Genomic DNA, 14,399 nt, shown 5'->3' on the forward strand with positions numbered 1-14,399 from the left:
GCCCCCGAATGCCATCCCCTGCGGAACCGTAGGCGAATATGGCGCCGCAGGGCAGTCTTGTTTTTTCGGGTGCACCTGCCGTAAGTTCACCGGTTTCATTCACGGATTGCCGGAAGGGCTCCCGTGGCTCGGGTGGTTCTCAGGGGTGCCGTAACCTTGCTCCTTGTGGCAGGCAGAGACTTTGAAGCAGAGATCAAGCAGCTCCAGGCGACGATGCACACCATCGAGCAGGTGCTCAACCTCGAGGGGATGCGCGAGGAGATCGCCGACCTCGGCGAGCAGGTCGCCGCACCCGACCTCTGGGACAACCAGGAGAACGCCCAGCGCGTGACCGGCCGCCTCTCGACCCTCAACGGCGAGATGGAGCGCTTCACCTCGCTGCACGGCCGCATCGAAGACCTCGGGCTGATGGTCGAGATGGCGCAGGACGAAGGTGACGCCGACACCCTGGCCGACTCCGAGCGTGAGCTCGACCGCATCAAGAAGTCGGTCGAGATGCTCGAGGTGCGCACCCTGCTCTCCGACGAGTACGACGCCCGCGAGGCCCTGATCACGATCCGTTCCGGCGCCGGCGGCGTGGACGCCGCGGACTTCGCCGAGAAGCTCATGCGCATGTACGTCCGCTGGGCCGAGCAGCACAACTACCCCGTCGAGGTCTTCGACACCTCCTACGCCGAGGAGGCCGGGCTCAAGTCCGCCACGTTTGCCGTGCACGCGCCCTACGCCTACGGCACGCTCAGCGTCGAGGCCGGCACGCACCGCCTGGTGCGGATCAGCCCGTTCGACAACCAGGGCCGCCGACAGACCAGCTTCGCCGCGGTCGAGGTCGTGCCCGTGCTCGAGCAGACCGACGAGATCGACGTCCCCGACGAGGACATCCGCGTCGACGTCTACCGCTCGGGTGGCCCGGGTGGCCAGTCGGTGAACACCACCGACTCCGCCGTACGCCTGACCCACATCCCGACCGGCACGGTCGTCTCCTGCCAGAACGAGAAGTCCCAGCTGCAGAACAAGGCCAGCGCCATGGTGGTGCTCAAGGCCAAGCTGCTGGCCCGCAAGAAGGCAGAGGAGAAGGCTCACCTCGACGAGCTCAAGGGCGACGTGCAGGCCTCCTGGGGTGACCAGATGCGCAACTACGTGCTCAACCCCTACCAGGTGGTCAAGGACCTGCGCACGACCTACGAGTCGGGCAACCCGCAGGCAGTCTTCGACGGTGACCTCGACGGGTTCCTCGAGGCCGGCATCCGCTGGCGTCGTGGCGCCGACCACGCGAGCTAGCGGCGACGGTCGGGGCGGACCAGTCCGCTCTCGTAGGCGAGGACGACGACCTGGACCCGGTCACGAAGGCTGAGCTTCGCGAGCAGGCGTCCCACGTGCGTCTTGACGGTGGCCTCGGACAGGAAGAGGCGTACCGCGATCTCGGCGTTCGAAGCGCCCGTGGCCACCTGCATCATCACCTCGCGCTCACGGCCGGTCAGCCGGGCGAACCCCGGTGGTTCCCGGGCGGGGCCCGGCAGGGTGCCCGCCACCTGGTCGAGAAGCCGGCGCGTGGTGGTCGGGGCGATCACCGCGTCACCCCGATGCACCGTCCGGATCGCGTCCACCACCACCTCGGCCCGAGTGCTCTTCAGCAGGAAGCCGCTGGCTCCCGCCCGCAGCGCCGCGAACGCGTTCTCGTCGCGGTCGAAGGTGGTCAGGACGATGACCCGGGATTCCGGTGTGCGCCCCACGATCTGCGTCGTTGCGGCGATCCCGTCCATCACCGGCATCCTGACGTCCATCAGCACCACGTCGGGCCTGGCACTCGCCACCACGTCGACCGCCTGTTGCCCGTCCGCGGCCTCCCCGACGACAGCGAGGTCCTCCTGCGACTCCACGATCATGACGAGTCCGGCGCGGACCAGCTCCTGGTCCTCGGCCACCACCACCCGGATGGTCATCGGCTGTCCTCCACGCCGCTGGATGCGAGGGTCGGGATCGTCGCGGCGACCCTGAACCCGTCGTCTGCGCGACCAGCGTGGAGGGAGCCGTCGAGCCCGGCCAACCGGTCGCGCATCCCGACCAGCCCGCGGCCGCCGAGGGTGGCCGTCGTCGGGGGCTGCGCAGCGTGGTTCTCCACCGCGATCGCGAGGTGGTCGGGTCGCCAGCTGAGCGCCACCTCGACCTCGCCATCGGTGCCGGCGTGCTTGAGCACGTTGGTGAGGGCCTCCTGCACGACCCGGTAGGCGGCCAGCTCGCCGGCGCTCCCCAAGGAGCCCGTCGTGCCGTCCTCCTGGTAGCTCACCGCGAGCCCGGAGGCCCGGACCCGGCCGATCAGCTCGGGGAGCGCGCGCAGCCCCGGCTGCGAGGCGGACCCGCCGGGATCGTTCAGAGCGTCGAGAAGGTCCCGCATGTCCCGTATCGCCTCCTGCCCGGTCCGGGCCACGGTCTCCAGCACGCGTACGCCGACAGCAGGGTCCCGGGCCGCCATCATCCGACCGCCTTCCGCCTGGGTGACCATGACCGACAACGAGTGGGCGACCACGTCGTGCAGCTCGCGGGCGATCCGGATCCGCTCCTCGGCCGCCGCCGCCCGGGCACTCTCGATACGGGCTCGTCGCCGGTGACGACCGAGTCCCCAGGGCACGGCGATCGCGGTGACCGTTCCGACAACGAGGAACAGCGGCCAGCTCCGGACCGGGTCCTCGCCACCGGCAAGCCCGGGCTGGGAGACAGTCAGGTAGTCCGCCCCCCACAACCGGACGGTCACGGCGGTGGCTCCGACACAGGCTGCGGCCAGCGCCAGCAATGACTCCCGGCGAGAGCACCACGCCGCCACCGTGTGGAGCAGGACCGGGAACACCAGCGTGCTCGGCAGAAGGATCGGGTGGAACGAGACGCCGTCCGGGCCGCCGCTCATCTCGGGCAGCGCGACCAGGACGACCATCACCGCACAGACGACGGCGTAGGAGACGAGCGGCGCGGTTCGCCGTACGACGACGGCCAGGTGGGCCACCACGAGAACCGCTGTCACAGCGACGCGGCCGGGGGTCGACCACGAGCTCTCCCACACCGCCGAGGCGGAAAGCGGGAGCAGGAGCAACCCGAGAACCGTGGCGAACAGGGCATCCACCGTCCAGGCCGGACCCCGTTGCCAGTTCACCGCCCCATCGTAGGGCCGTCACGGGTTCCGCCTCGAGGACGACGGTGATCAGCCTGCAGGCTGACGACGAACCGGGGCCGCGGCGGGAACACTCGAATCCTGTCCACACGATCCGAGGAGATCCGATGCGCAAGAGACTCAAGATCTGGGGAGCGGCGCTCTGCCTGTGCCTGGGTGCCGCACCGGTCCTGGATGCCGGCGCGTCCGCCGGCCACGCCGACCGTGGGCCCGGGACCGGGACGTTCGCGGTGAGTGGAACGGGCGGCGGAACCCTGGAGCTGCCGCGTTACGAGAGTGACATCGTGTCCTTCCGTGTGCGGGCCTCCGCGCCGTCCGATGCCGCCTGGACCGCCACAGGCTCGTTCGACGTGACGCACGTGCGCCCCGACGGAACCGTGCTCGCCGACTTCAGCGGCACCGTCGACTGCCTGATGGTCGGCGCCGGTGTCGCCGTGGTCACCGGCATCATCACCAAGGGCGGTGCGGCCGGAATTCCCGGGGAGGAGCTCGGGCGCCGCGTGGGGCTCACGGTCTCCGACCACGGACGTCGTGACCACCTCGGCTGGAGCTGGCTGGTGACGGGCTTCCACGACGTCACGCCCTGCACCAGCACCGCACCGTTCTTCCCGGTCACCGAGGGCAACTTCAGTGTCGACGCGCGCTGACCGTCGGCCGGCGTACCCACCTCCCACAGGACTCGTCACCGCGGTCGGGGTGCTGATGGCCCTGTGGTGCGTCGGATTCGCCGCGGTGAGCGTCTGGATCGAGGCCACCGACCACTTCGCCGACGGGGAGTACGCCGACTACGCCTCGGGGTTCTCCGTGGCGAACTGGTTGGTCACGGTGATCAAGGTCGGGGGATCCGTGCTGGCGCTGCTGGCGGTGGCTCGTCGGCCACGGTTCCCGGGTCCCGGGGTCGTCGGCACGCTGCTGTGGGCGGCGTTCGCCACAACTGGCATCTACGTGCTCGGCAGTCTCGTGCAGGCGGTGCTCATGCTGACCGGCCAGGCCGGCGATGCCGACCGGATCGACGGTGCCGCTGTCGCGTACGTGGCTCTCTTCGCCCTCGCGGCCGTCGGGTTCGGCGTCCTCGCGGTGTCCTATGCCCGCCGGGCCGGACTCGGGAACAAGGAGTTGGCGCTGGGCGCCATCGGAGCGCCGATCCTGTTGGGTGGGCTCCTGGTCGCCCTGCCCGCCCTTCTCGTGGCCCTCGGGCTGTTCCCGGCCTCGTGATCAGTCGGGGACGCTGTTCCACACGCCCGGACGCGCTCGTCGTACGAGAGTCCCGGTCAGCACCGCGGCGGCCGGGCCACTGATTACTCGCTGGCCGCCGCCGAGGCGGCCTGCACGCACCAGTTGCCGGCCTTCTCGAGGGCCGGCCCGGCTGGCGTCTTGCGGTCGGGGTCGCTGACCGAGCAGGCCAGCCAGGCGTCCACGAAGAGCCCGCGGTACGACGCCTCCGTGCCGGCCTTGGTGCGGCACAGGACGCCGGTCGACGGGGTGCCGAAGCCCTGCCCGTCGACGCCGCGGCAGCCGCGGGCGCTCCGAGCGTCGGCGACCAGTGCCTTCGCCCGGGCCTTCGTGACCGTCGGCACGAACACCCAGACCCTGGCCTGCGCGCCGGAGGTGCCACGGAAGGTGCAGTTGAACTCGTGGGCGACGTCCTCGACGTCACCGGTGATGGTCGCCGTGTCCCCGTTGCCGTAGTGCGTGGTGTCGTCGACCTTGCCGATCGCGGCCTCGACGGCGGCGTCGGGGATGCGGTCGCAGAAGTCGGCACGGGCGATCGCCACGCCGGTGGCGTCGTACGCTGACAGGGGAGTGGCCGACACGGTCGGGTCGGCCTCGGGTTCGTCGTCGGAGCCGCTGCACGCAGCCAGTCCGCCGCCCAGGAGGAGCGCCGCCACCACGGCCACGACGGGTCTCGGCACGGTTCGCATGGGGTCACGTTATCCGGACCCGATTCTCGTGACCCGAAGGTGTGGTCAGCGAGCGGAGCCGCGATGTACGTTCAGTCCGTCACCATTCGATCTGGAGGAAAAGATGCGGGCGAAGAGTACGTTCCTGGCAATTGCTGCGGTGGCAGCGAGTTCCGCACTGATCGGCGGTGGGGCCGTCGCGACCAGCACCGCCGTCGCCTCCTCACCCGGTGTCCAGCAGTGTGACGAGCGACCCGACCAGGCCAGGGTCAAGGAGGGCGCCACCGTCAAGGAGCCCGCCCTCTACGCCAAGTCCGACGCCAAGAAGTACGGCGTCATCAAGGACTCGCCGCGCATGCCGAACGGTTCGGTCACCATCGACACCGTCTTCCACGTCATCTCCGAGACCGCGCCGACCGCAGAGCAGCAGACCAGGCTCGAGACGATGATCGACGACCAGGTCGACGTGCTCAACGCCTCCTACGGCGGCACCACCGCCCCCGACGCCGCCGACTCGCCGTTCCGCTTCGCGCTCACCGACACCACGTGGACCGTCAACCCGGCGTGGGCCCACGTGGCCCCCGGCAAGACCGAGCGCGACATGAAGCAGGCGCTCCACCAGGGCGACTCCGAGACCCTGAACGTCTACGTCGCCGACATCGGCGGCGGCCTGCTCGGATGGGCCTACTTCCCGAAGGGCTACAACGACGGTCGCGACTACATCGACGGCGTCGTGATGCTCGACGAGTCGATGCCCGGAGGCACCGCCGGCAAGTACGCCCTCGGTGACACGCTCACCCACGAGGTGGGCCACTGGATGATGCTCGAGCACACCTTCGCCGGCGCCTGCTCGGCCAGCGGTGACGGTGTCGCCGACACCCCGCGCGAGGCGATCCCGCAGTTCGACTGCCCCGAGGGCGCCGACACCTGCGCGGCACCCGGGCTCGACCCGATCCACAACTTCATGGACTACACCCAGGACTCCTGCATGAACATGTTCACCGAGGGTCAGGTGGAGCGCATGAACGACGCCTGGATCGCCTTCCGGGCCGGGGGCAACGGCTGAGCTCGCGACCGGCCGTTCGGCCGGGCCTTCGACCTGGCCCGGCCGGTACGCCGACACAGCGGAGAGCCCGACTTACCAGTTCTCCTTGGCCTGTCACCTAGACTCCGTCCAGTGATTCGCTTCGAAAAGGTCTCCAAGACCTACCCGGGCCAGGCCCGCGCAGCCCTTGAACAGGTGTCCGTCGACATCGAGAAGGGTGAGTTCGTCTTCCTCGTCGGCCAGTCCGGCTCCGGCAAGTCGACCTTCCTGCGCCTCATCCTCCGCGAGTACCGCGCCTCCGAAGGGCGTGTCTACGTCGCAGGCAAGGAGATCAGCCGTCTCGCCGGCTGGAAGGTGCCCCGGCTGCGCCGCCAGATCGGCACGGTCTTCCAGGACTTCCGCCTGCTGCAGAACAAGACGGTCGCCGAGAACGTCGCCTTCGCCCTGCAGGTGATCGGCAAGTCGCGCGCCCAGATCAACGAGCTGGTGCCCGAGACCCTGGAGCTGGTCGGCCTCGACGGCAAGGAGGACCGCCTCCCTGACGAGCTCTCCGGTGGTGAGCAGCAGCGCGTGGCGATCGCCCGCGCCTTCGTGAACCGGCCGATGATCCTGATCGCCGACGAGCCCACCGGAAACCTCGACCCGAACACCTCCGTCGGCATCATGAAGCTGCTGGACCGGATCAACCGCACCGGCACCACGGTGCTGATGGCCACGCACGACGCCGGCATCGTCGACCAGATGCGCAAGCGGGTGATCGAGCTCGAGGACGGCCGCGTCGTCCGCGACCAGGCCCGTGGCATCTACGGCTACCAGAACTGAGAGGGGCTCACACTCATGCAGCTTCGCCATGTCTTCTCCGAGCTCGTCCAGGGCCTTCGCCGCAACCTGACCATGCACATCGCCGTCGTCCTGACCCTCTTCGTCTCGCTGACGCTGGTGGGCATGGGCTTCCTGCTCAACGCCGAGGCCGACAAGGCCGAGCAGCGCTTCGGCGACCTCAACCAGATCATCGTCTCGCTGTGCAACGAGAACTCCCGCACCCCGCAGTGCTCCGGTGAGGTCACCGAGGCCCAGCAGGACGCGATCCTCAAGGTGATCGACGAGAACCCCGAGGTCTCCGGCTACCACGTCGAGTCGCAGGACGAGGCCTACAAGAAGAGCCTCGACCTCTACAGCGAGAGCGACCAGCAGACCAGCCTGATCAAGAAGATCGGTCCCCAGGCGCTGCGTTCCTCGGTGTGGATCGACCTCAAGGACCGCGACAAGTACAAGGGGATCGCGAGTGCCGTGGAGGGCCTCGACGGCGTCTACGGCGTGCGCGACAACCGCGACATCGTGGAGCCGGTCTTCAAGACCCTCGACACGTTCAAGTTCGGGTCCTACGCGATCGCCGGGTTCCTGATCTTCGCGGCCCTGCTCCTGGTGGCCAACACGATCCGCCTGGCGGCGTTCGCGCGACGCCGCGAGATCGGCATCATGCGCCTGGTCGGCGCCTCGAGCCTCTACATCTCCCTGCCGTTCCTCCTGGAGGCGCTGGTGACCGCGTTGTTCGGCGTGGTGCTCGCGGGTGGAGCCCTGGCGGCGTTCATGCAGTTCGGTGTCAAGGAGCAGTTGAGCGACCAGATCCAGTTCCTCCCGTGGATCGGCTGGCCCGAATATCTGCAGTCCCTGGGATGGGTGGCGATCATCGGACCACTGCTCACCGTGATTCCGACTCTCCTACTGACCCGCAAATACCTCAAAGTCTGAGGTTCGTCGTCTAACGTCGAGGCGTTCACTTCCCCGAACGAAGGCTCTTACGGTGGTTCGCTCCTTCCCCAGCGACGACCGACACCGCTTGGTGGTCCTCGTGGCCGCAACCTTGATGGTGATCGGCATGATCTGCGCTCCGCTCGCGCATGCAGACGACGACAAGCTCAAGAAGAAGGAACGGCGGGTCAAGCAGGACATCAGTTCTGCGCACCAGGACCTCGACGAGTCGAGCGCGGCGCTGCGCAGGGCCGCCGCCCGACTGACCGCGGCGCGGGCACAGCTCACGTCGGCCCGCAACGAGCTCGCCGACACCCGTGGTCAGCTGACCACGGCACGCGTGAAGGACCGGGCCGCCCAGGCCGCCCTCGTGAAGGCGGTCGCCGATCTCGACGCCGCGAAGGCCGAGCTGGCCGACGGCCGTGAGGCTGTCGAGGGCCAGCGGGTGGTCGTCTCGAACCAGCTCGCCGACAACTACGAGTACGGCGACCCGCAGCTGCAGCAGGTCTCCTCGATCCTGCGTGCGGAGGACCTCGACGAGGTGAGCCGCACGCTCGAGACCACCAGCGCGGTGGTCGACGAGGAGAACGGCCAGCTCACCGACTTCACGGTCGCCGAGGTGCTGCTCAAGGTGAAGAAGGACAACCTCGCCGACAAGCGCGACTCCGTGAAGGAGCTGCGTGAGGCGGCCGCGGCCAACCTGCGTGTCAAGCAGGAGCTCGAGACGCGTGCCGAGCAGCAGGCCGCCTCCGTGCGCAGCCTGGTCGGCAAGCGGTCCAGCGCCCGGTCCGTCGCGTCCCGGGTGAAGGCGCGTGACCTGAAGGAGCTGGAGAAGCTCGAGCAGGAGCAGAACCGCATCGAGTCGATGCTCAAGGCGCGTGCCGCCGCGGCCGCGAAGAAGTCCGGCAACTCCGGCCCGCCCACCAGCTCCGGTGGCTACCTGAGCTACCCGGTCAATGGCCCGGTCACCTCGTCGTACGGCTATCGCGTGCACCCGATCTACGGCTACTACTCGCTCCACGACGGCACCGACTTCGGCGCCGGGTGCGGCCAGCCGCTGTACGCCGCCGCGGACGGCACCGTGATCGAGAGCTACTACCAGACCGCGTGGGGCAACCGACTGATCATCGACAACGGTCACGTGCGGGGCGTCGGTCTGGCCACGATCTACAACCACGCCACGTCCTACACCGTGGGCGTCGGCTCGCACGTCACCCGCGGCCAGGTGATCGGTTACGTCGGCACCACCGGTTGGTCGACCGGCTGCCACCTGCACTTCACGGTGATGGTCAACGGCTCGCCGACCGATCCGATGAACTGGATGTAACGCGGTTGCCCGCTCCTGAGAGACTGTCCCCATGGTCAAGGAGCAGGGCACGAAGGTGGTCGCGCAGAACAAGAAGGCGCGCCACGACTACCACATCGACACGACGTACGAAGCCGGCATGGTGCTGGTAGGCACCGAGGTGAAGTCCCTGCGCATGGGCCGGGCCTCGTTGGTCGACGGCTTCTGTGAGGTCGACAACGGCGAGGTGTGGTTGCACAACGTGCACATCCCGGAGTACTCCCAGGGCAACTGGACCAACCACGCCTCGCGACGCAAGCGCAAGCTGCTCCTCAACCGGATCGAGATCGACAAGATCGAGCGCCGGGTCAACGAGAAGGGCTTCACGGTGGTGCCGCTCTCGCTCTACTTCAAGGACGGCCGCGCGAAGGTCGAGATTGCCCTGGCCAAGGGCAAGAAGTCGTGGGACAAGCGCAACACCATCGCCGAGCGCCAGGCCAACCGTGAGAAGGAGATCGAGGTAGGCCGCCGGTTGAAGGGCATGGGATGAGCAGCGACCCCTCGGTGGTCGAGCAGGGCGAGGAACGAATCCGCCTCGAAGCCACCTGCACTCGTCTGGGCATCCCCGGCTTCTTCGACATCCACACGCACTTCCTGCCTCCGCAGGTGATGGCCAAGGTGCGGGCGGTCTTCGACTCCGCCGGCCCGTTGATCGGCCGGCCGTGGCCGCTGACCTACCGCGACGACGACGACGTGCTCGTCGAGACGCTGCGGTCGTTCGGCGTACGCCGCTTCTCGGCGCTGGCCTACGCGCACAAGCCGGACATGGCCGAGTTCCTCAACGAGTGGTCCGCCGGCTTCGCCGATCGGCACCCCGAGGCACTCCGGTGCGGCACCTTCTACCCGGAGCCGGGCGCGGCGGCCTACGTGCGCAAGCGGATCGAGGCCGGGGTGGAGCTGTTCAAGGTGCACGTGCAGGTGGGTGCCTTCCACGTCACCGATCCACTCCTCGACGAGGCGTGGGGCGTGCTGGCCGAGGCCCGGACGCCGATCGTGCTGCACGCCGGCTCGGGCCCGGTGCCCACCGAGTTCACCGGCCCCGGTCCGGTCGAGGAGCTCCTGCGGCGGCACCCCGACCTCGCCCTGGTGATGGCCCACATGGGCGCACCGGAGTACGCCGAGTTCCTCTCCATGGCCGAGCGCTACGACAACGTGCGTCTCGACACGACCATGGCGTTCACCGAGTTCTTCGAGGAGATGGGCGGCCCCTACCCGCCCGGGCTGCTGCCGCGGCTCGCGGACCTGGCCGACAAGGTGCTGCTCGGCTCTGACTTCCCCAACATCCCCTACCCCTACGCGCACCAGGTCGACGCGCTCGAGCGACTCGGTGAGCGACACCCCGGGCTGGGGGACGAGTGGCTGCGCCGGGTGCTGTGGCACAACGCCGCGGAGCTGATCGACGCAAACCCCATTGGGGAATGAACCGCACAGTCGATATGGTTGTGGGTAGTACAACTCAAGAGGGGCTGATCGGTTTCGACTTGGGACGTTAGTTCCAGGGGAAGCGGGTCGAGAAGCCAGCGTCATCTCGTAAACGATCGCTGGAAAACCATAGTTGCCAACTCAAACCGCAACGACTTCGCTCTCGCTGCCTGAGCAGTGATCGAAGGGTCAGACCGGGCATCTGCCTTCGTCCCGGAGCCTGACCTCATCTAGAAGGCTTGCTGATCAATCCGTGTCATGGCGGTTGATCGGGACTTTTCCGTGACTGGGCCTGTCGGCGACGTGTCTGTGCGAGCGCCGGGGCCGAGAAAAGCGACAACACGGACTGCACCCGGAGAAGACCTGGTTCGGCGCTCGAGGACGCGGGTTCGATTCCCGCCAGCTCCACCGTTCACCTCTTGACACCCACAACGTGGTGGATCGCAGGCACCCAGTGCCCGTGATCCACCACGTTGTGCATTTCTTTTCCCCATCGACGCAACGCATCGCCGTCGAGTTACGTCTGGAGCAGTGAGGGGTCGTCCACAATGGTCGGGCCCATCACACTCGGCTTCGCCTGACACGGGGAGATCCATGCGCATCGCCAGAATCGTCGTCCTGCTCGGGATGGTCGTCGGACTGTTCTCGCTGCCGGCCATGGCCTCCGCGGACGAGGCCGCCCTGGTCGCCACCACGACCACCCTCGCCGGGCCGGCCCGTTACGAGGGCCAGACCGTCGCGCTCGACGTGGCGGTCAAGGCCACCGGCGGCGCTCCGGTCGAGACCGGAGCGGTCACCGTCGATCGCCGGATCGGCGGGGTGTGGCAGCCGGTCGCGAACGCCGTGACAGGTGCCGACGGCCACGTCACCGTGCCGGCGACGATGAGCCGCACCGTCGCCGACAACGTCTTCCGGGCCCGCTACGCCGGTGACGCGACGTACGCCGCCTCCGCCTCGGCTGCCCGCACCATCACGTTGCTGCGCCGGGACAGCCGGATGGGCTTCTCCGCTCCGTTGCGGGTGGTGGACGAGACGTACGCCGCCTTCAAGGTGCTGTGGCGCACGCCCGGCGGCGTACCGATCCGCGGTTCGGTCCGCATCCAGCAGAAGGTCGGCACCCGCTGGGTGGCCCGCAAGACCGTCATCACCAACGCCGAAGGCAGGGGCGCCTGGAACTTCAAGGTCCGCACCGACAGCGCCTGGCGCGCGGTCGGGATCACCCGTTCGTGGGTGAAGGGTGCGATCAGCGGCACCCGCAAGGTCGACAACCGGCCGCCCGGCGTCCCGTTCACGATGCCCGCCGGCGCGCCGTACCCCCGGATCAAGCTCCCGGCCCAGCCACGGGCCACCCGCGCGGGCGCCGCGGTCACGATCAGCACCATCCCCGACGCCGTGTGGCGCCAGATGGTCGGCGTCACGTGGCACTCCGGCTGCCCGGTCGGGCGGTCCAGCCTGCGGCTGATCCGCGTCAACTACTGGGCGTACGACGGCTACCGCCGGCGCGGCGAGATCGTCGTGAACGCGCGCGTGGCCGGCAACGTCGGGGCGGCGTTCAAGGAGATGTACGACGGAAAGCACCCGATCCGGGCGATGTACCGCGTGGACCGGTTCGGCTGGAGTGACGCCGTGCGTGGCGGCGACGACCACAAGTCCATGGCGGCCGGCAACACCTCGGCGTTCAACTGCCGCAGCGTGGTCAACAACCCGGGGGTGCGCTCCCCGCACTCCTACGGCACCGCCGTCGACGTCAACACCTGGGAAAACCCCTACCGTTCGCGCACCGGGCTGGTGCCGAACTCGTGGTGGCAGTACCACCCGCACCCGCGGGTCTCGTGGCGCAGCTCGACCCACCCCGTCGTCCAGCTCATGCGCCGCCACAACCTGCGCTGGACCTACGGCAATGACGACACCCAGCACTTCGACGCCTACTCCTCGTCGGGCCGGATTGCTCCGCGTTGTGTGGGCGAATGTCACTGATTTGAGGCTTTTGTGGCACTAGATTCCTGCCATGATCGCGTTCCTGCTTGCTGGGCTCATCCTCGGAGTGCTCGCCCGCACGTTGGCCGGTGGCATCCGTGACCCCCAGGTCATGCTGACCGTTCCGGTGGGTGTCGCGGGTGCCGTCGTCGGCGGAGTCGGCGCCAACGTCCTGCGGGGCGAGGACTGGAACCACCTCGACGTGTGGGGCTTCGTCGCCGCCTGCGTGGTGGCGCTGATCGTCCTCGGCCTGCTCGAGGGCGGCGTGGGCCGCAGGCGGTGAGCTGCGTCTTCTGCGCGATCGTGGCGGGGGAGACCCCTGCCGAGGTCGTGCTCGAGACCAGCGACCTGCTCGCCTTCCTCGACCAGCGGCCGGTGTTCAAGGGCCACATGCTGCTGGTGCCGAAGGAGCACGTCGTGACCCTGCCCGACCTGCCGGCCCGGTTGCGCGCCCCGTTCCTCGAGGCCGGACAGCGGCTGGCCACCGCGGTCGTCGAAGGACTCGGTGCCCAGGGCAGTTTCGTCGCGATCAACAACGTGGTCTCGCAGTCCGTGCCGCACCTGCACCTCCACGTCGTACCCCGCACCAAGGGTGACGGCCTGCGCGGCTTCTTCTGGCCGCGCACGAAGTACGCCGACGACGAGCCGGGGGAGTACGCCGAGAGGCTGCGCGAGGCCCTGTCCTAAGGTGGTCCCGGCAACCTCGACCGCCAGTTCCGGCCGGTCGGGCATCACGCATTGACTAGTCACAGGAGTGGGCATGGGTCGGTTTGACGGACGGGTGGCAGTGGTCACCGGGGCCGCACGCGGCATCGGATTCGCCACCGCGAAGCGGTTCGCCGCAGAGGGCGCCGCGGTCGCCATCATCGACCTCGACGAGGCCGCCGCGAGCGAGGCGGCCGGCAAGCTCGGCGAGGGCGTGAAGTCCGTCGGCATCGGTGCCGACGTCAGCAACGCCGAGTCCGTCGAGGCAGCGGTCGAGCGGGTCGTCACCGAGCTCGGCGGCATCCACATCCTGGTCAACAATGCCGGCATCACCCGTGACAACCTGCTGTTCAAGATGACCGAGCAGGACTGGGACCTGGTCATGGGCGTCCACCTCAAGGGTGCGTTCCTGATGACCAAGGCCGCGCAGAAGCACTTCGTGGAGCAGAAGTACGGCAAGATCGTGAACCTCTCGAGCGTCTCCGCGCTCGGCAACAGGGGCCAGGCGAACTACTCGGCGGCCAAGATGGGCGTGCAGGGCTTCACCCGCACCTTGGGCATCGAGCTCGGCCCGTTCGGCATCAACGCCAACGCCATCGCCCCCGGCTTCATCGCCACCGAGATGACCGACGCCACCGCCGCGCGGGTCAAGATGAGCGTCGAGGACTTCCGGGCCGCCGCTGCCGAGCAGAACCCGGTGCGCCGGGTCGGGTTCCCCGAGGACATCGCCGCCGCGGCCGCGTTCCTGGCCAGCGACGAGGCGTCGTACATCACCGGCCAGACGCTGTACGTCGACGGCGGCGCCAAACTGGGCTGACTTGGGGGTTTGTCACATTTCGGGGACTTCCGGGGGCGGTGGCGCTTACCCTCAAGGCGCACAACTTCACACACCGCTCCCGGACAACGCCGAGTCCTGCCCCGTTCAGGGAGCGTCCCGTGACCCGGAAACAGGGGCAGGAGTGGGGGACCCACAGGTTCCACGCGAGGTCGGTCGAGAGGCCGTCCCGCTCGGGGTGAAGTCATCATGCGATGGCAGGACACTTTCCAGTCCCAACCCGACAGCTCACCTCACAGGCGTGGGAAAGGAAACCC

16 protein-coding genes, 1 other RNA gene and 1 riboswitch are annotated in these 14,399 nt (G+C 68.5%); of the genes, 14 read left to right on the plus strand and 3 right to left on the minus strand.

Annotated elements, in window-relative coordinates:
- Positions 1-165 precede the first annotated feature (165 nt).
- Entirely contained in the window at positions 166-1,278 is a 1,113-nt protein-coding gene (gene prfB / locus ASD30_RS00380; RefSeq protein WP_082563450.1) for a peptide chain release factor 2, read from the plus strand.
- Here the strand turns inward: prfB and ASD30_RS00385 are convergent.
- Entirely contained in the window at positions 1,275-1,940 is a 666-nt protein-coding gene (locus ASD30_RS00385) for a response regulator transcription factor (RefSeq protein ID WP_056675291.1), read from the minus strand. The two genes, prfB and ASD30_RS00385, sit on opposite strands and share 4 nt — an antisense overlap.
- Complete coding sequence (locus tag ASD30_RS00390) at positions 1,937-3,142, minus strand: sensor histidine kinase (protein WP_056675294.1); 1,206 nt, start codon at positions 3,140-3,142, stop codon at positions 1,937-1,939. The genes ASD30_RS00385 and ASD30_RS00390 overlap by 4 nt, the downstream gene beginning before the upstream one ends.
- Positions 3,143-3,267: 125 nt before the next feature.
- Here ASD30_RS00390 and ASD30_RS00395 point away from each other — a divergent pair, with 125 nt between their 5' ends.
- Positions 3,268-3,807 (plus strand): hypothetical protein, encoded by a 540-nt coding sequence (locus tag ASD30_RS00395; protein WP_056675299.1) that lies wholly within the window; start codon positions 3,268-3,270, stop codon positions 3,805-3,807.
- A complete protein-coding gene (locus tag ASD30_RS00400) occupies positions 3,791-4,375 on the plus strand; it encodes a hypothetical protein (RefSeq protein ID WP_156393472.1) in 585 nt (194 codons plus the stop codon). Before ASD30_RS00395 ends, ASD30_RS00400 begins: the two co-directional genes overlap by 17 nt.
- Before the next feature lie 83 nt (positions 4,376-4,458).
- Here ASD30_RS00400 and ASD30_RS00405 read toward each other — a convergent pair whose 3' ends face one another.
- A complete protein-coding gene (locus tag ASD30_RS00405) occupies positions 4,459-5,082 on the minus strand; it encodes a hypothetical protein (protein WP_056675304.1) in 624 nt (207 codons plus the stop codon).
- 103 nt (positions 5,083-5,185) lie between these two features.
- Between ASD30_RS00405 and ASD30_RS00410 the strand changes: the two genes are divergently transcribed.
- From ASD30_RS00410 to ASD30_RS00455, 11 genes are all read left to right on the plus strand, one after another.
- Positions 5,186-6,127 carry a zinc metalloprotease gene (locus ASD30_RS00410; protein ID WP_056675307.1) on the plus strand — a complete coding sequence of 314 codons (942 nt, stop codon included), beginning with the start codon at positions 5,186-5,188 and terminating at the stop codon, positions 6,125-6,127.
- A gap of 111 nt (positions 6,128-6,238) precedes the next feature.
- On the plus strand, positions 6,239-6,928 hold the full coding sequence (gene ftsE, locus ASD30_RS00415) for a cell division ATP-binding protein FtsE (RefSeq protein ID WP_056675310.1): 690 nt from the start codon (positions 6,239-6,241) through the stop codon (positions 6,926-6,928).
- Between the two features lie 15 nt (positions 6,929-6,943).
- Positions 6,944-7,858 (plus strand): permease-like cell division protein FtsX, encoded by a 915-nt coding sequence (ftsX, locus tag ASD30_RS00420; protein WP_056675313.1) that lies wholly within the window; start codon positions 6,944-6,946, stop codon positions 7,856-7,858.
- Between the two features lie 100 nt (positions 7,859-7,958).
- Positions 7,959-9,185, plus strand: a complete 1,227-nt coding sequence (locus ASD30_RS00425; RefSeq protein ID WP_156393473.1) for a M23 family metallopeptidase — start codon at positions 7,959-7,961, stop codon at positions 9,183-9,185.
- A gap of 31 nt (positions 9,186-9,216) precedes the next feature.
- Complete coding sequence (gene smpB, locus ASD30_RS00430; RefSeq protein ID WP_056675319.1) at positions 9,217-9,693, plus strand: SsrA-binding protein SmpB; 477 nt, start codon at positions 9,217-9,219, stop codon at positions 9,691-9,693.
- A complete protein-coding gene (locus ASD30_RS00435; RefSeq protein ID WP_082563451.1) occupies positions 9,690-10,625 on the plus strand; it encodes an amidohydrolase family protein in 936 nt (311 codons plus the stop codon). The genes smpB and ASD30_RS00435 overlap by 4 nt, the downstream gene beginning before the upstream one ends.
- Before the next feature lie 40 nt (positions 10,626-10,665).
- Positions 10,666-11,036, plus strand: a transfer-messenger RNA (tmRNA) gene (gene ssrA, locus ASD30_RS25860).
- Between the two features lie 183 nt (positions 11,037-11,219).
- Complete coding sequence (locus ASD30_RS00440) at positions 11,220-12,602, plus strand: M15 family metallopeptidase (protein ID WP_056675321.1); 1,383 nt, start codon at positions 11,220-11,222, stop codon at positions 12,600-12,602.
- A gap of 31 nt (positions 12,603-12,633) precedes the next feature.
- The gene (locus ASD30_RS26320) at positions 12,634-12,885 is read left to right on the plus strand and encodes a hypothetical protein (RefSeq protein WP_056675324.1); all 252 of its coding nucleotides are present in this window, start codon (positions 12,634-12,636) and stop codon (positions 12,883-12,885) included.
- Positions 12,882-13,289: an HIT family protein gene (locus ASD30_RS00450; RefSeq protein WP_056675327.1), complete on the plus strand. Its 408-nt coding sequence runs from the start codon at positions 12,882-12,884 to the stop codon at positions 13,287-13,289. Before ASD30_RS26320 ends, ASD30_RS00450 begins: the two co-directional genes overlap by 4 nt.
- A 73-nt stretch (positions 13,290-13,362) precedes the next feature.
- Positions 13,363-14,124 carry an SDR family NAD(P)-dependent oxidoreductase gene (locus tag ASD30_RS00455; protein ID WP_056675330.1) on the plus strand — a complete coding sequence of 254 codons (762 nt, stop codon included), beginning with the start codon at positions 13,363-13,365 and terminating at the stop codon, positions 14,122-14,124.
- 105 nt (positions 14,125-14,229) lie between these two features.
- A riboswitch (cyclic di-AMP (ydaO/yuaA leader) is annotated at positions 14,230-14,399 on the plus strand.

The organism is Nocardioides sp. Root140, assembly GCF_001426745.1.
Lineage (GTDB): Bacteria > Actinomycetota > Actinomycetes > Propionibacteriales > Nocardioidaceae > Nocardioides.